The organism is Escherichia sp. B1147 (assembly GCF_001660175.1).
GTDB classification, from domain to species: Bacteria; Pseudomonadota; Gammaproteobacteria; order Enterobacterales; family Enterobacteriaceae; genus Escherichia; species Escherichia whittamii.
The window spans coordinates 60,829-74,561 of sequence record NZ_LFHY01000013.1 but is presented as its reverse complement, the minus strand read 5'-3'; the positions used below and the strand labels follow the sequence as shown (position 1 = coordinate 74,561).

At 45.2% G+C, this 13,733-nt stretch carries 25 protein-coding genes and 1 pseudogene; 5 read left to right on the top strand and 21 right to left on the bottom strand.

Going from position 1 to position 13,733, the window contains the following annotated elements:
- Window positions 1-34 precede the first annotated feature (34 nt).
- The 3 genes from A9180_RS13115 to pfkB form a co-directional block, all read right to left on the bottom strand.
- Entirely contained in the window at window positions 35-895 is an 861-nt protein-coding gene (locus A9180_RS13115; protein WP_064529156.1) for a fructosamine kinase family protein, read from the bottom strand.
- A gap of 105 nt (window positions 896-1,000) precedes the next feature.
- Window positions 1,001-1,288, bottom strand: coding sequence for a type V toxin-antitoxin system endoribonuclease antitoxin GhoS (ghoS, locus tag A9180_RS13110; protein WP_064529155.1), 288 nt, complete (start codon window positions 1,286-1,288; stop codon window positions 1,001-1,003).
- A 101-nt stretch (window positions 1,289-1,389) separates the two neighbouring features.
- On the bottom strand, window positions 1,390-2,319 hold the full coding sequence (gene pfkB / locus A9180_RS13105; protein ID WP_064529154.1) for a 6-phosphofructokinase II: 930 nt from the start codon (window positions 2,317-2,319) through the stop codon (window positions 1,390-1,392).
- Window positions 2,320-2,605: 286 nt separating this feature from the next.
- Between pfkB and A9180_RS13100 the strand changes: the two genes are divergently transcribed.
- Entirely contained in the window at window positions 2,606-3,364 is a 759-nt protein-coding gene (locus A9180_RS13100) for a YdiY family protein (protein ID WP_064529153.1), read from the top strand.
- A 61-nt stretch (window positions 3,365-3,425) separates the two neighbouring features.
- Here A9180_RS13100 and yniD read toward each other — a convergent pair whose 3' ends face one another.
- Window positions 3,426-3,533: a small membrane protein YniD gene (gene yniD / locus A9180_RS13095; protein ID WP_064529152.1), complete on the bottom strand. Its 108-nt coding sequence runs from the start codon at window positions 3,531-3,533 to the stop codon at window positions 3,426-3,428.
- Window positions 3,534-3,986: 453 nt separating this feature from the next.
- Between yniD and A9180_RS13090 the strand changes: the two genes are divergently transcribed.
- A complete protein-coding gene (locus A9180_RS13090) occupies window positions 3,987-5,195 on the top strand; it encodes a tyrosine-type recombinase/integrase (protein ID WP_001196928.1) in 1,209 nt (402 codons plus the stop codon).
- Here A9180_RS13090 and A9180_RS23125 read toward each other — a convergent pair.
- The 4 genes and pseudogenes from A9180_RS23125 to A9180_RS13080 all read right to left on the bottom strand — a co-directional run bounded on the left by A9180_RS23125 (window position 5,153) and on the right by A9180_RS13080 (window position 6,721).
- Window positions 5,153-5,383 carry a hypothetical protein gene (locus A9180_RS23125; RefSeq protein ID WP_001354056.1) on the bottom strand — a complete coding sequence of 77 codons (231 nt, stop codon included), beginning with the start codon at window positions 5,381-5,383 and terminating at the stop codon, window positions 5,153-5,155. The genes A9180_RS13090 and A9180_RS23125 overlap by 43 nt on opposite strands.
- A gap of 121 nt (window positions 5,384-5,504) precedes the next feature.
- Window positions 5,505-5,849: a hypothetical protein gene (locus A9180_RS24275; protein ID WP_001608296.1), complete on the bottom strand. Its 345-nt coding sequence runs from the start codon at window positions 5,847-5,849 to the stop codon at window positions 5,505-5,507.
- A 72-nt stretch (window positions 5,850-5,921) separates the two neighbouring features.
- A pseudogene (locus A9180_RS24770) lies at window positions 5,922-5,987 on the bottom strand (hypothetical protein); the annotation flags it as partial.
- A gap of 434 nt (window positions 5,988-6,421) precedes the next feature.
- Window positions 6,422-6,721: a PerC family transcriptional regulator gene (locus A9180_RS13080; RefSeq protein ID WP_021560271.1), complete on the bottom strand. Its 300-nt coding sequence runs from the start codon at window positions 6,719-6,721 to the stop codon at window positions 6,422-6,424.
- A gap of 128 nt (window positions 6,722-6,849) precedes the next feature.
- On the opposite strand from A9180_RS13080, the gene A9180_RS24270 reads away from it, so the two are divergent.
- On the top strand, window positions 6,850-7,125 hold the full coding sequence (locus A9180_RS24270; RefSeq protein WP_149025977.1) for a hypothetical protein: 276 nt from the start codon (window positions 6,850-6,852) through the stop codon (window positions 7,123-7,125).
- Window positions 7,126-7,254: 129 nt separating this feature from the next.
- Here the strand turns inward: A9180_RS24270 and A9180_RS13075 are convergent, their stop codons facing one another.
- From A9180_RS13075 to A9180_RS13005, 13 genes are all read right to left on the bottom strand, one after another.
- Window positions 7,255-7,440 (bottom strand): DUF2737 family protein, encoded by a 186-nt coding sequence (locus A9180_RS13075; protein WP_064529151.1) that lies wholly within the window; start codon window positions 7,438-7,440, stop codon window positions 7,255-7,257.
- A gap of 10 nt (window positions 7,441-7,450) precedes the next feature.
- On the bottom strand, window positions 7,451-7,744 hold the full coding sequence (locus A9180_RS13070; protein WP_064529150.1) for a phage anti-RecBCD protein: 294 nt from the start codon (window positions 7,742-7,744) through the stop codon (window positions 7,451-7,453).
- Window positions 7,745-7,760: 16 nt separating this feature from the next.
- On the bottom strand, window positions 7,761-8,309 hold the full coding sequence (locus A9180_RS13065) for a 3'-5' exonuclease (RefSeq protein WP_016248935.1): 549 nt from the start codon (window positions 8,307-8,309) through the stop codon (window positions 7,761-7,763).
- Window positions 8,310-8,317: 8 nt separating this feature from the next.
- A complete protein-coding gene (ssb, locus tag A9180_RS13060) occupies window positions 8,318-8,833 on the bottom strand; it encodes a single-stranded DNA-binding protein (protein WP_064529149.1) in 516 nt (171 codons plus the stop codon).
- Window positions 8,834-9,541 carry a Rad52/Rad22 family DNA repair protein gene (locus A9180_RS13055; protein WP_064529148.1) on the bottom strand — a complete coding sequence of 236 codons (708 nt, stop codon included), beginning with the start codon at window positions 9,539-9,541 and terminating at the stop codon, window positions 8,834-8,836.
- An 8-nt stretch (window positions 9,542-9,549) separates the two neighbouring features.
- On the bottom strand, window positions 9,550-9,720 hold the full coding sequence (locus A9180_RS24535) for a hypothetical protein (RefSeq protein WP_170171918.1): 171 nt from the start codon (window positions 9,718-9,720) through the stop codon (window positions 9,550-9,552).
- Between the two features lie 75 nt (window positions 9,721-9,795).
- Window positions 9,796-9,948, bottom strand: a complete 153-nt coding sequence (gene kil / locus A9180_RS13040; protein WP_001243355.1) for a host cell division inhibitory peptide Kil — start codon at window positions 9,946-9,948, stop codon at window positions 9,796-9,798.
- Window positions 9,933-10,067, bottom strand: coding sequence for a hypothetical protein (locus A9180_RS24260; RefSeq protein WP_000972063.1), 135 nt, complete (start codon window positions 10,065-10,067; stop codon window positions 9,933-9,935). The genes kil and A9180_RS24260 overlap by 16 nt, the downstream gene beginning before the upstream one ends.
- A gap of 83 nt (window positions 10,068-10,150) precedes the next feature.
- Window positions 10,151-10,567: a hypothetical protein gene (locus A9180_RS13035; protein ID WP_064529359.1), complete on the bottom strand. Its 417-nt coding sequence runs from the start codon at window positions 10,565-10,567 to the stop codon at window positions 10,151-10,153.
- A gap of 167 nt (window positions 10,568-10,734) precedes the next feature.
- Complete coding sequence (locus A9180_RS13030; RefSeq protein WP_064529146.1) at window positions 10,735-10,977, bottom strand: hypothetical protein; 243 nt, start codon at window positions 10,975-10,977, stop codon at window positions 10,735-10,737.
- Window positions 10,978-11,005: 28 nt separating this feature from the next.
- Window positions 11,006-11,206: an antirestriction Ral family protein gene (locus tag A9180_RS13025; protein WP_000213975.1), complete on the bottom strand. Its 201-nt coding sequence runs from the start codon at window positions 11,204-11,206 to the stop codon at window positions 11,006-11,008.
- Between the two features lie 78 nt (window positions 11,207-11,284).
- On the bottom strand, window positions 11,285-11,611 hold the full coding sequence (locus A9180_RS13020) for an antitermination protein N (protein WP_000340008.1): 327 nt from the start codon (window positions 11,609-11,611) through the stop codon (window positions 11,285-11,287).
- Between the two features lie 677 nt (window positions 11,612-12,288).
- Window positions 12,289-12,975 carry a S24 family peptidase gene (locus A9180_RS13005; RefSeq protein WP_061357740.1) on the bottom strand — a complete coding sequence of 229 codons (687 nt, stop codon included), beginning with the start codon at window positions 12,973-12,975 and terminating at the stop codon, window positions 12,289-12,291.
- A gap of 108 nt (window positions 12,976-13,083) precedes the next feature.
- Between A9180_RS13005 and A9180_RS13000 the strand changes: the two genes are divergently transcribed.
- Window positions 13,084-13,314, top strand: a complete 231-nt coding sequence (locus tag A9180_RS13000; RefSeq protein WP_064529145.1) for a transcriptional regulator — start codon at window positions 13,084-13,086, stop codon at window positions 13,312-13,314.
- A gap of 116 nt (window positions 13,315-13,430) precedes the next feature.
- Window positions 13,431-13,712 (top strand): CII family transcriptional regulator, encoded by a 282-nt coding sequence (locus A9180_RS12995; RefSeq protein ID WP_000536662.1) that lies wholly within the window; start codon window positions 13,431-13,433, stop codon window positions 13,710-13,712.
- Window positions 13,713-13,733: the final 21 nt, after the last annotated feature.

The window sequence follows — 13,733 nt, the reverse complement described above, 5'->3', positions numbered from 1 at the left end:
GGCCGCGCGGTGCGGCCATTATCATCGACTCCCGTCATGCAGCTAACACTCTATCCAATGATTGTTGAGCAATAACCATATGTTGCCCGCCAAACAACCTTGCACGGTTTAGCAAAGTGTATAGCTGGTAAATCGGTTGGCGTTCGAGGAAACCGGTCGGTAACGGTGAAACTGATTGATAACCATCATAGATTTGCGGAGGCTGTTCGGTATGTAGCGGCAACATCGCCAGATCGCACTCTCTGTCGCCCCAGTAACAAGCAGGGTCGAAAATATACGGACCATTCGGACCTAACGCACAATTCCCGGACCATAGATCGCCGTGTAACAGTGATGGTTGCGGCTGGTGTGAGGCCAGGCGCTGCTGGATATGCTCGACGATGGCGTCAATATTGCCGAAGGCGATCCCTTTTTCTGCTGCCAGCTCCAGTTGCCAGCCAATCCGCTGTTCAGCAAAAAACGTTGACCAGCGACGTTGCCAGGTATTGGGTTGAGGAGTAGTAGAAAGGGCGTTGTCGAAATCGAGGCCAAATTGTGGCTGGTCGCTCCATTGATGTAGATGCGCAATTTGCTGCCCTAAAATAAAGGCATTATGTGCATCCAACGGCCGTGGAGGGAGATAATCCATCACCAGAAAACTGTAGTCACGGTCAGCGCCAACTGCCCAAACTCTGGGTACGGTGACGGTTTTACTGCGAGACAATAACTCCAGTTGGTCGGCTTCGGCGGTAAAACCGGGAAGCAATTCTCTTTCATCACATTTGACGAAAAAGTCACGTCCTGCATAGCGCAAATGCCATGCGGCATGAATTTCCCCGCCAGGCAGTTCATTACGCAGTTCGATTTCGCCTTCACCTAACTGCTCGCTCAAAAGACGACTGATTACCTGCCACATGATGTCTCTCCCATGTTGTCCGCCAGATCATAAGGTTAGCGCAAGAATAAGGTGTAAAAACACGAGCTAACGCACACCACAGACTGATTATTGCTCAAAAACTCTTTATTTGTTGCTATTCCATTCCTCCCAGGTGGTGATCATTATCTCGGGGTCTTTGCCTGTAGCGCTCTGGGCGAGGCCGGCAACGAGTTCTCTTATTTCATCTTCGTTTTGCGTACTGATAAGTCCAAAGGTATTCGTCCCTAGTTCATGGATATTCCCATCATCGTCGGTCATGGTCAGTGAAAAGCCATCGCGTGTCAGAACGTTATTTAACTCATTAATTTCAGTTAATGTATCTTCATGCAACATGACGGTAATGACATAACGGACAAGATCGCCACCAGCCATAATTCACCTCTTTGTTATCACGTGATTTTTTAGCATAGTCGCAGAAACGCGTTGCCGACAGGTTTGTGGTGATTCCCCCAACCGATGGGGGAATGTCTCAATTAGCGGGAAAGGTAAGCGTAAATTTTTTGTGTATCGTCATGAGAGCACAGGCGTGTTCCCTGATTGAGGGTGGCGGCACTCCCCGCAGCTACGCCAAAACGAACCATTTCATCAAGAGAGGCATTCTCTGCCAGCTTCAGCGTCATTGCCCCTACCATGCTGTCGCCAGCTCCGACGGTACTTTGGCTTTTTAGCGGCGGTGGCACAACCTGAATGTAGTTTTCGCTATCTACCCCCAACGCTCCTTGTGGACCAAGGGAAACGACGACCCGTTTGGCCTTACCACTATTAACGATTTCCTGCGCGGCTTTACGCACATCATCAGGTTGAGTGAGTTCGCGACCTACCAGTGCGCTGAGTTCTTTTTGGTTAGGTTTAACTAACTCGATATTACCAATCGCCAGTGCTGCACTTAACGCTTCGCCGGAGCTGTCGACGATGCAGCGAATCCCTTGTTTTTGCGCAGCAGAAATAAGCTGCGTTAACTTTTCCAGTTTCACGCCTGGTGGCAGGCTTCCACTAATAACCAGAATAGCCCCTGACTCGATTTCCAGAACTTGTTCTTCAAGTTGACGAAATTCATCTTCGCTTAAAGCTGCGCCGGGCATGACAAAGCGATATTGCTCACCGCTGGAATCCACATGGACATGCAGATTCTGGCGGGTCCAGTCTTTCGCTTCGACAGTGGCGACAGGGACATTTTCATCGGCCAGCAGAGAGACGAGATGTTCGCCGGTCGCGCCGCCGGCCGGGAATATAGCCGTCGCGCTACCGCCCAAATGAGCAATGGCGCGAGCGACATTAATACCGCCGCCACCAGGTTCAAACACGGGGGCAGTACAGCGCAGTTTTCCTTCGGGGTAAATTTGCGGGGTAATTGTTGCGCTATCGAGAGAGGGCGCAAGTGTCAACGTATAGATACGTACCATCATTTCCTCCTATAGGCTGATTTCAGTCTGGCACTGAATCAGCGGAAAGTGAAGAAATTAACAATATGATTTATTGGATATTTATATAAAATTAACAAGGTAAAGATATATAAATAAATATCTGTTTTCGCAACGCGCTTATTCAAAAAATGAAATAAGAAGTCATTGCTAAGTTTTTCACTCCTTTTTATAATTTGTTACCTTTCCAGGGACGCTACTCTTTGATCCTCAAGAAAGTTTCCGGGACCGCGATGGTCTCTTTTTTTGTTGTTCGGACTTTTAATAAATGAAGCTTTTGAAGACAGTTCCTGCCATCGTTATGTTGGCGGGGGGTATGTTTGCGTCTCTGAATGCAACTGCCGATGATTCCGTTTTTACTGTCATGGACGATCCTGCCAGCGCAAAAAAACCTTTCGAAGGTAATCTGAATGCAGGTTACCTTGCACAATCAGGCAACACGAAAAGTTCCTCACTAACGGCTGATACCACCATGACCTGGTATGGGCATACCACAGCCTGGTCGCTGTGGGGGAATGCCAGCAATACTTCTTCTAATGATGAGCGTTCTTCGGAAAAATATGCGGCGGGCGGGCGTAGCCGTTTTAACTTAACTGACTATGACTATCTGTTTGGACAGGCAAGTTGGCTGACAGACCGTTATAACGGTTATCGTGAACGAGATGTATTGACTGCGGGTTATGGTCGCCAGTTTTTGAATGGTCCGGTACACAGTTTCCGCTTTGAATTCGGTCCAGGTGTGCGTTACGACAAATATACCGACAATGCCAGTGAAACCCAACCGCTGGGGTATGCCTCCGGGGCTTATGCGTGGCAGTTGACCGACAACGCTAAATTTACCCAGGGGGTATCCGTTTTTGGTGCGGAAGACACGACGTTAAACTCGGAAAGTGCATTAAATGTTGCCATCAATGAACATTTCGGTCTGAAGGTGGCCTACAACGTCACATGGAACTCTGAACCACCTGAGTCTGCGCCGGAACACACCGATCGCCGCACAACGTTATCGTTGGGCTACAGGATGTAATTATGTGCCGGGCCGTGTTATGCGGTCTGGCTGCATTTGTTTGTTGATAGCGTCTCACCATTCAGCCCCAAATCATCGCTGCCCAGCGTAGCAACAGCATCGCGCCACATATAGACAGCAGGACCACCACCATCTTCCAGTGTTTTTTGTTGAAACGTTTTGTCGGCATGCGTTTTTCCAGGGGATTTCCAGTCTTCAATAATCGAGTGTAACAAAAGGGTCAGGTGTTGCCTGTATTGATTTATATCATATCGAACATGATGATTGTCGCTTTGCCCGATAACAATTACCGTGTAAACCGCCAAGCGGTATTATCAGAAAGTGGGTGTAGGTCTGGCATCGCCAATCAGCATGCTGTGACATATTTCGCAGAGTGAAGCGGGAATCAGCCCAAACCTTTTTGATAAATTTCATATGAATCTTTGTATGTGATCTTTCGTGTAAGTAACATCAGAGATTTCATTGCATTCACTCTTGTTTCTGCCTGTTTCATACATCCCGCGCCACACCTTGATTTTCTGGATTTATCTGTTTCAAATTAGTTCATCTCAATCGTTCTCGTGTCGTAAAATTTGTGTACCAAATTGTGTACCAATTTTGACGATGACGAACAGGTATTAGGATGGCACTCAACGATACAAAGCTGCGACGTATATCCGGAAAAGCATATGAGGGACCTGAGGAGATAGCTGACGGAGGCGGACTTTCTGTCAGGATCAGCCCGAAGGGACTTATCACCTTTCAATACCGCTATCGTTTCAATGGAAAACCCGCCAGGTTAAAGCTCGGAACGTACGGGAAGATGTCGCTTAAGGAAGCTCGCGATGCATTGGAGGAGTGTAAAGGGTGGTTGGAGAAGGGTAAAGACCCAGCCATGCAAAGGAAGAAAGCCAAAGATATTGCATCAAGTTCCCCAAGCATCAGTACCCTAGTTGACGAGTGGTTTGATACTCCTTCAGTAAAAGAGATGGTGAAGTACGAATACTGGAAGCGGATGCTGAAACTTCACATCACCGACAATTACGGTAAGCTGATTGCAGATGAAATGAGTCCTGTAGAGTGGGAGCAAATATTCATTCGCATAACAAAAGGTGGGTCACCCGTACAGGCGGGAAATGTACTGGTGAAGATGAAGCAAGTGATCCGCTATGCGTTACGCAGAAAACGCATAACATCAAATGCACTGATGCTTCTTGAGATTAATGATATCGGCAGTAGACCTAATAATGGCGAACGTTTTCTTAACGATGTTGAGATAGGCGCATTCTGGAATGCCATCGACAAAACGAAAATGTCGTGGCAAAACAAAATGTTTATTCGAATTGTTGCGTTAACTGGTTGTCGTGGTGTTGAATTGCGGTTGGCTAAGAAGACTGATTTTGATCTGAAGTCTAGAGAATGGACTATACCGAAAGAGAACTCAAAAACGCGTAAGCGATTTGTTCGCGGTATTTCAAAACTCGCAGCAGATTATTTGCAGCAGGTATTTGATCTATACCCTGATCTGTCAATCGTATTTCCTCCGGCTAAGTTACAGGAAAATCGCCCAATGTCTGCCAGCACCCTAATTTCTATTGCAGAACAGGTAGAAGATGTTATGGGGGGCGAGCACTGGTCATTGCACGATCTGCGCAGAACGTGCAAAACAAAAATGGCTGAACTTGGAGTAGCACCTCATGTTTCGGAGAAAATTCTCGGGCATAAGCTCACGGGGATGCTGGCTGTTTATGACCAGTATGACTACATCCCCGAGCAGCAGGACGCAGCAGAATTATGGGCTAAGAAAATTCAAGAGTGTTCGGAAATCAATCCTTTATCTTTGCAAAACTGAATAACTTCCTTGTAGCGAAAGAGGGCGCCGCCTTTCGGTGGGTGGATTTCTTCCACTTCCCGAGGGAATGGTGTCCCTGATTGCTCCCACTGTTTACGCTTCCGGTAAAAAGTAGTTCTGGAGATACCACCAAGCATCTCCTGAACACGCTCGCGGTTTATTAGAATCGGCTGAATATTGATTGTCATTTGTATGGTTTCTCCATAAAGAAATAAACCGTTCAGTGGCGGTTATTGTCGGTTGCGGTAGATCTGGCGATCTTGAGAAACTGTCAGGCCTCATCGAGTGTGAGGCTGTATGATTCCATAGTTAGTCCTTGCGTAGTTCTCTGATTCTTCTGTAAGTCTCTGGTGCTTTGTTTCCGTGTATCTTCATTTCAGACTTCAACAGAGCAACGAGGGAATCCCATTCGTTGAGGATGCCTTTGAATGCCGGAACGCGCTTTGCAACCTTGTCGAATGAATCTCTGATTTCTGGAATCTGCTCAACAAGTGCAACGCATCGTCGGAAATCGGCTGCGTCATGTGGAGCGCCGAAGTGATGACCATAGATATTCTTTTTCAGTCCACATGCGATTGAGGCAAGAGTTGCGCTACTGATGCCGACATCGCCAGTCGTTTGCCATTTCAAAATCTTCATAGCCAAATCTGACATTTCTTGTCTCCATAAAACAAAACCCGCCGTAGCGAGTTCAGATAAAAGAAATCCCCGCGAGTGCGAGGATTGTTATTTATTGCCGATATTTACCTTTATCGCGAATACCTTTACCGGTTTATCGCCGAAGTGCGGATGCTTCGTTTATATCAATCCCGCGCATTCTGACCGACGAATAAATAACTCTTCTCCGTTATGTATTGCGACATAGCCGTAAACAGTTTTATGCATCACATCGAACTCATCCCATACGGAAACTCCACACTCTGCTAATGAGCAATTCAAATAATTCCCCGGGTGCTTGTCGGTGTTATTAATGAGGCGAATCCTCATATCTTATTCACTTTTGGCTGCAAGGTGTAGCCACCACGGTAAGCTCCATCAGCATGGGCGAATTCATATACCTGTACACTATTACGATGTAGAAATAAAACATGCATATTTTTGATAGGCTATGTCAATGATTTTTTTAAATATTTATTGTCTTATCAAGAATGTCTGTAATACCCCGATTAACCCGTCACATATAAACAATTTATAAAAATTTTCTTAACGCTATCACATTATTTAATTTACCTTTCCCGATAGGTATATAGTTCATCATGTGCAACCTTGCGATTGCGATGTATTCCCATTTCTTTCTCTACGCGTATTGCTGCATTGCGTAATGCTCTTGAGGTCGCGACTTCTCTTGAACTTACATTTTTTAATGTAGCCGATTTAATGCAACGTTGAATTTGCCTCTGGATATACATCCGCTGGTCTGTCTGAGTCTCCTGACGATAATCCATCAGCACATCTTGCCAGCGAGCCGCAGCTCTGCGCCAAAGCCCTTTATTTTCAAGTTCTTCAGCTTTTTTATCTTTAACCATACAGTCTCCTATCACACTAAATATTAAATAATAACTATCAGGTTTATCAGATAGTTATTATTACAGTTAAGTATAGGGGGCGGTAATAATAATCTAAGATGGTGGTGAAATTCAAGCCAGATGCCGTTATGCAACTCAACAGAAATAAGCTGTTGCTTTTTATCTCACTATTCATTTGTCTCATTCCCAGCTATACTCATTGTTCACACAACACAAAAGGCATAGAAATGACAGTGTATGGCATATCAGAAAACAGTATTGTTCACTTACGTGAAAAAAATGGAGAATGGCTTGTGTTGCACATTATTAAAAATGGCGACATTACATATCACCTCAAAAATACAGATACAGATACAGACAAAGAAATGAACGTCACACTTCAGGATATTATCCCCAATAAATAATCAAATGAGCGTGGCGCACGATGCCCCGCGCTATTCTACTTATCACCCCAGCGGCAAATCGAAAACACAACCAGTGCTACCGCCATTGCAATTCCTACCGTTGCGAATGCTTCAGGCCAGCTCATTGACTCACCTCCTGCAGCGGTTCTGGCAGCGACATCCAATTGATTGCATCGCATTCAGATATTTGTTGTCATTAACAGAACCGAAACTCTCTCGCTTAAGTAATTCCTCTCTCGATGGCATTGGCTTTACGCGTTGGCGAATAATCATTTCTGCCGGAAGAATGCCGGGATTGTATGCAAGTCCTCTCATGGTAAATTCCTCAGTCATTACTGATAGCACCATAGCGTGAGCGGTAATTACGCAGGCGCGGGTCAATTTCAGGGAAGTGGGTATATGTGGCTTTGCGGAATGGTCGGATTGATGTCTGGTAAATTCGCTCGCGTTCTTCTTTCTCTGCAAGCCATATACAATGGCGAAATTCCTTTTCCTCTTTCGTTTCCTGCGGTAGCGACATTATCAGGTCGTAGTTTTTTCTGAATTTATCCAGCACCTCCAATACGGAATTGCCGGAACAGCGGCGCGCGTCGTCCGCACCATATAGAGGCGCTGGCATGGTTTTCTCCTGTTGATTATTTAGCTAACTTTTTCCAGATCGCTGAAACGTATTTGGCTTGGTGAATGGCATCATCAAGCGCGTTGTGGCGAGTTCCTTTGAATGGCATATCTCGCTTAGGGTCGAATCCTATTACCTTCCCAAGTTCGACGATTGTTCTTACGTCGCGGTCATTCCACCACTGCCACGGAACTGGCTGCCCTGTCAGCGAATAACTGTTGCGGAGAATAACGCAGTCAAATGATGCTCCATTCCCCCAAACCTGAACGAGTTTGTGGTTGGCGTTCTTTATGATGAATTCAGATAACCATGAAAGAGCCGTTGAAAGCTCTTGAGTGTTGCTGGTTAGCGATTTTCTGGCTTCTTCACTCTGTTCCATCCACCATAAAATCGTTGAAGCGTCAGGACGTGCCCGATATCGCATTGATGACTCAAGCGAGATATTTACCGAGAACTCTTCTCCTGTTTCTCCGGTATTCGGGTCAAAGAATACCGCCCCAATAGAAATAACTGGCGCGTATGGCCCGTTGCCCATTGTTTCAAGGTCAACCATTAAGTGATTCATGTAAGTCCTTAAATTGCGTGAATAGCGTGACGAGGGAAGGGGAGAGTTACTGGTGCAAAGGGGATATCGTCGTCAAAATCCATAGGTGGTTCGCTGTGATTCCCTTGCTGCTGAGGTTGCTGTCTTTGTTGCTGACCGTTATTTCGCTGAGGTGAAGACTGTTCATTGCCTCCTTGCTTGCCACCAAGCATTTGCATGGTTCCACCAACGCCCACGATGACTTCGGTAGTGAACCGATCCTGTCCGCTTTGATCCTGCCATTTTCTTGTCCGCAATTTGCCTTCAAGATAAACCTCAGAGCCTTTTCGCAGATATTCGCTGGCAATTTCTGCCAGTTTCCCGTTCATTACCACACGGTGCCACTCCGTCTGCTCCTTTTGCTCTCCAGTTTGCTTATCACGCCATTGTTCTGACGTAGCAACGGTAAGGTTTGCAAATGCCGTTCCTGATGGTGAATATCTGATTTCTGGATCATGCCCAAGGCGACCAATAATGATCACCTTATTTACGCCTCTGCTTGCCATTTATGCCGCCTGTTTTAGTTCGTTAACTCTGATGTTCATTACCTGAACGCATTTAGCCTGCGCATCCTCATTGCCAGCCATTAATTGCCAGTCATGCTGATAACGTTCGATGAGTTTTTTCTTGTCAGTTTCTGTCGAAGCATAATCGCTGAAGTCTTTCAGGATTCGTTCGCAGTCAACCGATAGAGATTTCTGGTTGGTATTTTCTGGTGATGGTTTGTTATCTGATGCTGGGATTGCCCATCCCGGCAGCGATGGAGGGAGCCAGTAAAATCCTGTTCCATCCTTCAGTTTTGCCCTGTGCCACCCCTGCTTTTTATCGAGAGATGTTTGTGCGAAACCTTCCTCAAGGTTATACAGATACCGACCGATTCCCCACTGAACGGCAGCACGCTTCATTGCACCTGAACGACCACCTTTGACGGCTTCTACCTGCGTGTTTTCAGCAGCATCCCATTTGGTTACCCATTCGGAATCAATCTTGATTGATATGCCGCATTCAACTCCGCCGTTGTTGGGAATATCGCGGTATTCATTGCGCCATCCTGCTTTGCCGCAAACATCGTCCAGGCGTTTCATGATTGCCCGGTTCGTGACATAAGCCAGCACCATAGCCCACACCTTGCCATCGCGTGTTTTACCGCTTTGCTGTATTCGCCATTCGATATCTTCAGGGCTGAATGGCTCATCGAATTTGTTCAAATCCATAATTCACCTCAGAATGGACACGGCCCAAGGAAATAACGCTGATTTAATACTTCGACTCGGGACAAATTAAGGCATACCAGCATTCCTTCGCGGTCGCCATTATGGCGATACCAGAGAGCTTTCTGCGTGTACATGCGTCTCTGTAACTTGCTCTCCTTCACTGTGGTTGCAAGTGACATGAATATCTCCTTCGTTACCGATTAATTCTTTCATCTGACGAATGAATTCTTCGTCTGACCAGTTATCTGTAAAACTCATTTCCTGCGATACCATGGAAGGTTGATAGCTGATTTCATCGCTTTATTTGCTTCAAGCCACATTTTTGAATCACCAATAAATCGGGCTATTACTGCTTTGTTCTGTGCAGCACGAAGCATCTGGTGATTAATGGCTATTTCATTGCGCATAACGCCTCCAGTTGTTTCTTTGCTGCTCTGATTAATTGTTTAACTCGGCGTGATAATTCAGATTCGTGCGGGTAGAAAGCGGACATGACGCCGCTACCCGCGAGCTGAAAGTGCATCATGGGTAACTCCTTCTGTTTGATTGCATAACGAAAACGCCTCGAGTGAAGCGTTATTGGTATGCGGTAAAGCCGCGCTTGGCGGCTTATTTGAAAACTTCTATGAAATCAAGAACTGATGATATTTCGTGGTTGAATGATTTTCTTTTATATCTTTCTATCGCAGAATCTATCTGGTGTTTATAGTCATCGTCGTTGGAGTATTTAACGAAGCATTCTATTGTCTCAGGCGTTACAGCTATAATGCTCCACCAACCTTCATCAGATTGATATTCAAATCCCATGCTTTCAAGCCATTCAGCATATTTCCCTCCAGCATCTTGCCAGTGTGTCTTTTCTGCAAGGAAGCTGTTAACCGTCATATGTGCATCAAGGCATTTATCCAACTGTTTACCATTAAGTAGCCATGCGCTGACAGTTGCGCATCCCAAATCAACCGATTTAGTAGAGATATTGAATTGGTCGTAATTATCTGGATTAACCAGAATATCTGTAATTTTCATAATTTCTCCGTCAAAAAAATCGCCCTCACACTGGAGGGCAAAGAAGATTTCCAATAATCAGAACAAGTCGGCTCCTGTTTAGTTACGAGCGACATTGCTCCGTGTATTCACTCGTTGGAATGAATACACAGTGCAGTGTTTATTCTGTTGTTTATGCCAAAATAATTTTAATCAGCAATAAACTCTTCTGGTAATTCATCAACCAGTTGATGCATTATTATCACCAATTTGCCATCATTCGTTTCGTATGCATATTTCCGGTCTTTTATCATCAGGTGTTCAGTTACTGCCTTAATCGCTTGTTCGGTGACATCTTCTTTCTTTCCTACCCACATTCCTTTTTCAGTGTTTAATGTTCCTTGAAAAATACGACCGCTTAATGGGCTTGCTGCCATAGTTTTAATTTTCATATAGATCCTTAAAAAATAAAGGCCACCATCAGGCAGCCTTGTTGTTCTGTTTACCAAGTTCTCTGGCAATCATTGCCGTCGTTCGTATTGCCCATTTATCGACATATTTCCCATCTTCCATTACAGGAAACATTTCTTCAGGCTTAACCATGCATTCCGATTGCAGCTTGCATCCATTGCATCGTTTGAATTGTCCACACCATTGATTTTTATCAATAGTCGTAGTCATACGGATAGTCCTGGTACTGTTCCATCACATCCTGAGGATGCTCTTCGAACTCTTCAAATTCTTCTTCCATATATCACCTCAAATAAGTGGTTTGCTGCCTAATTTCATTTTCTGGCGACCAACACAAGTCACACCCATTTCACTGCGTGGCTTGCTGTACCATGTGCGCTGATTCTTGCGTTCAATACGTTGCAGGTTGCTTTCAATCTGTTCGTGGTATTCAGCCAGCACTGTAAGGTCTATCGGATTCAGTGCGCTTTCTACTCGTGATTTCGGTTTGCGATTCAGCGAGAGAATAGGGCGGTTAACTGGTTTTGCGCTTACCCCAACCAACAGGGGATTTGCTGCTTTCCATTGAGCCTGTTTCTCTGCGCGACGTTCGCGGCGGCGTGTTTGTGCATCCATCTGGATTCTCCTGTCAGTTAGCTTTGGTTGTGTGTGGGAGTCGTAGTCCTGAACGAAAACACCCCGCAATGGCACATTGGCAGCTAATCCGGATTCGCACTTCCGGCCAATGCTTCGTTTCGTATCACACACACCAAAGCCTTCTGCTTTGAATGCTGCCCTTCTTCAGGGCTTAATTTTTAAGAGCATCACCTTCATGGTGGTTAGTGCGTCCTGCTGATGGCTTAAAATATACCTACAGGTAAAACCGCTGCCTATACCTGTAGGTAAATAAAATTGATGTGAGAGTTTACCTGCTTGAATTTTCAGGTAATTAATTTTTTGGATTGATATAAAAAAGCCCGCTTTGCGGGCTGAAAGGAGATGTCAGAAGCTATTTGGATTGCTTGGCCATTGCGGCAATTTTGATTCTACTGGGGTGTGTTTGGGTTTGAGTCCGTTTAAGTAGTCAAGGCGCTCAATGGCGCATTTATACATAGCAATCTGCTCTGATGACATGTCGTCGTATGACATGCCTTTGAACTTTTTAATTATCGATTCTGCCTCATGTATAAGATGCTTCTTCCTCATGAGTTCAGCTGTATGCTTAGAGCTTACAGGAGATAACTTTGCCCATATGAAGCAGATGATTACAACAGCGACTACTATGCCGGGTATAAACATTTGCTGCTTTATCCTCAAACTTTTGGCAGATCGTCCTGGTCTACGTACCTGGTGTGTTTCACAATAGCTGAAACAAAATGCATTTTATCAACTTCTTCAACAGGAAGAGTGATTGGGCGGTGATCACTGTTTATGCTACTAAACTGATAATCACCGTCTCTTGTTTTGTTCATGATCTTTATCATGTTGTGACCGTCTTTGGTCCTTACAAAGACTTCATCACCTGGATGTACTGGCGTATTTGGTTCAATAACAACATATTCTCCTGACTGAATCCTTGGCCACATGCTGTCACCCTTAACCTTCAGACCGTAAGCATCTTTATCGCCGCTGTAGATGCTTAACCAACCGGATCTGAATTCAATCATATCCACTGAGCCATCAACTCCCAAAACGGCTTCACCAATTACCGGAACAAAACCCGCACGAACGTTACCCGCAAACTCAAGATGGTCTGTAGCTCCAGCTTTACCATCTACAAGCATGTCCATCCATCCGCGTGGGAGATTAAAAGATTTTTCAATTAGTTCCATCATATCGTCAGCAATGCGTTTTTTTCCGCTTTTTCCTTCCGGATACAGCATTCTGGAAACGTATGATGGTTCCCTTTCTATTCGACGAGCCAACTCTGAGGCCTTTCCATTACAGAATCGGTCTCTTATCTCTATCAGCCTTAGTCGTCTTTGTTCGTATTTATCCATGATTTAATTCTATCTTTGATTACCTGTCGGTAAATAACCTATGGGTATTGATTTGCTTTTTACCTACAGGTAAACTCACCTTATTCAACAACGGGAAGGAGATAGCAAATGGAAGAACTCCGCTTGTATCTGAACTCCCTTTCACTGGAAGAGCAGAGAGAATTTGCCACCAAGTGCGGAACTTCTATCGGCTATTTGAGGAAAGCACTTAGCCGTAATCATGAATTGGGCGCAGCACTTTGTGTTCTGATTGAGAAGTTCAGCAATGGTGAAGTGACTCGCAAAGACCTTCATCCGGTTGATTGGGAAAGCATCTGGCCTGAATTAATGGTCGCTTAAGTTATTAACGCTCTTACACATCCCCGCCCTGAAAAAGGGCATTACCAGAAACAAATCTCTATGGTTTTGCGTTTCTTTGCGAAGCCAACTCTATCTAATCATTAAGGAAATTATCTATGGGTACTATTGCAACTAAAAGCAAGAAAGCGGCTCGCATCGAGTCAGCCTTGCTGAACAAACTGGCACTGATGGGGCAGAAGACATTCGCTCGAGCAATGGGGGTTCCTGAATATCAGGTAAGCCGATGGAAGAATGGTTTCTTCTCGCAGGTAAGCATGATGCTGGCTGTTCTGGAATACGGAATCGAAGACGATGAAATGGCTGAATTGACTAAGCGGCTTGCCGATTACCTGACAAAAGAAAAAGCCCCGAAGAACGGCGAATTCTTCGAGGCCTGATGTAGAAAGACTGGATCAATC

What these genes read in the sequence shown, in the direction of transcription:
- A9180_RS13115 (WP_064529156.1), bottom strand. Translation starts at nt 895, where the DNA reads ATGTGGCAGGTAATCAGTCGTCTTTTGAGCGAGCAGTTAGGTGAAGGC.
- ghoS (WP_064529155.1), bottom strand. Translation starts at nt 1,288, where the DNA reads ATGGCTGGTGGCGATCTTGTCCGTTATGTCATTACCGTCATGTTGCAT.
- pfkB (WP_064529154.1), bottom strand. Translation starts at nt 2,319, where the DNA reads ATGGTACGTATCTATACGTTGACACTTGCGCCCTCTCTCGATAGCGCA.
- A9180_RS13100 (WP_064529153.1), top strand. Translation starts at nt 2,606, where the DNA reads ATGAAGCTTTTGAAGACAGTTCCTGCCATCGTTATGTTGGCGGGGGGT.
- yniD (WP_064529152.1), bottom strand. Translation starts at nt 3,533, where the DNA reads ATGCCGACAAAACGTTTCAACAAAAAACACTGGAAGATGGTGGTGGTC.
- A9180_RS13090 (WP_001196928.1), top strand. Translation starts at nt 3,987, where the DNA reads ATGGCACTCAACGATACAAAGCTGCGACGTATATCCGGAAAAGCATAT.
- A9180_RS23125 (WP_001354056.1), bottom strand. Translation starts at nt 5,383, where the DNA reads ATGACAATCAATATTCAGCCGATTCTAATAAACCGCGAGCGTGTTCAG.
- A9180_RS24275 (WP_001608296.1), bottom strand. Translation starts at nt 5,849, where the DNA reads ATGTCAGATTTGGCTATGAAGATTTTGAAATGGCAAACGACTGGCGAT.
- A9180_RS13080 (WP_021560271.1), bottom strand. Translation starts at nt 6,721, where the DNA reads ATGGTTAAAGATAAAAAAGCTGAAGAACTTGAAAATAAAGGGCTTTGG.
- A9180_RS24270 (WP_149025977.1), top strand. Translation starts at nt 6,850, where the DNA reads ATGCAACTCAACAGAAATAAGCTGTTGCTTTTTATCTCACTATTCATT.
- A9180_RS13075 (WP_064529151.1), bottom strand. Translation starts at nt 7,440, where the DNA reads ATGAGAGGACTTGCATACAATCCCGGCATTCTTCCGGCAGAAATGATT.
- A9180_RS13070 (WP_064529150.1), bottom strand. Translation starts at nt 7,744, where the DNA reads ATGCCAGCGCCTCTATATGGTGCGGACGACGCGCGCCGCTGTTCCGGC.
- A9180_RS13065 (WP_016248935.1), bottom strand. Translation starts at nt 8,309, where the DNA reads ATGAATCACTTAATGGTTGACCTTGAAACAATGGGCAACGGGCCATAC.
- ssb (WP_064529149.1), bottom strand. Translation starts at nt 8,833, where the DNA reads ATGGCAAGCAGAGGCGTAAATAAGGTGATCATTATTGGTCGCCTTGGG.
- A9180_RS13055 (WP_064529148.1), bottom strand. Translation starts at nt 9,541, where the DNA reads ATGGATTTGAACAAATTCGATGAGCCATTCAGCCCTGAAGATATCGAA.
- A9180_RS24535 (WP_170171918.1), bottom strand. Translation starts at nt 9,720, where the DNA reads ATGTCACTTGCAACCACAGTGAAGGAGAGCAAGTTACAGAGACGCATG.
- kil (WP_001243355.1), bottom strand. Translation starts at nt 9,948, where the DNA reads ATGCGCAATGAAATAGCCATTAATCACCAGATGCTTCGTGCTGCACAG.
- A9180_RS24260 (WP_000972063.1), bottom strand. Translation starts at nt 10,067, where the DNA reads ATGATGCACTTTCAGCTCGCGGGTAGCGGCGTCATGTCCGCTTTCTAC.
- A9180_RS13035 (WP_064529359.1), bottom strand. Translation starts at nt 10,567, where the DNA reads ATGAAAATTACAGATATTCTGGTTAATCCAGATAATTACGACCAATTC.
- A9180_RS13030 (WP_064529146.1), bottom strand. Translation starts at nt 10,977, where the DNA reads ATGAAAATTAAAACTATGGCAGCAAGCCCATTAAGCGGTCGTATTTTT.
- A9180_RS13025 (WP_000213975.1), bottom strand. Translation starts at nt 11,206, where the DNA reads ATGACTACGACTATTGATAAAAATCAATGGTGTGGACAATTCAAACGA.
- A9180_RS13020 (WP_000340008.1), bottom strand. Translation starts at nt 11,611, where the DNA reads ATGGATGCACAAACACGCCGCCGCGAACGTCGCGCAGAGAAACAGGCT.
- A9180_RS13005 (WP_061357740.1), bottom strand. Translation starts at nt 12,975, where the DNA reads ATGGATAAATACGAACAAAGACGACTAAGGCTGATAGAGATAAGAGAC.
- A9180_RS13000 (WP_064529145.1), top strand. Translation starts at nt 13,084, where the DNA reads ATGGAAGAACTCCGCTTGTATCTGAACTCCCTTTCACTGGAAGAGCAG.
- A9180_RS12995 (WP_000536662.1), top strand. Translation starts at nt 13,431, where the DNA reads ATGGGTACTATTGCAACTAAAAGCAAGAAAGCGGCTCGCATCGAGTCA.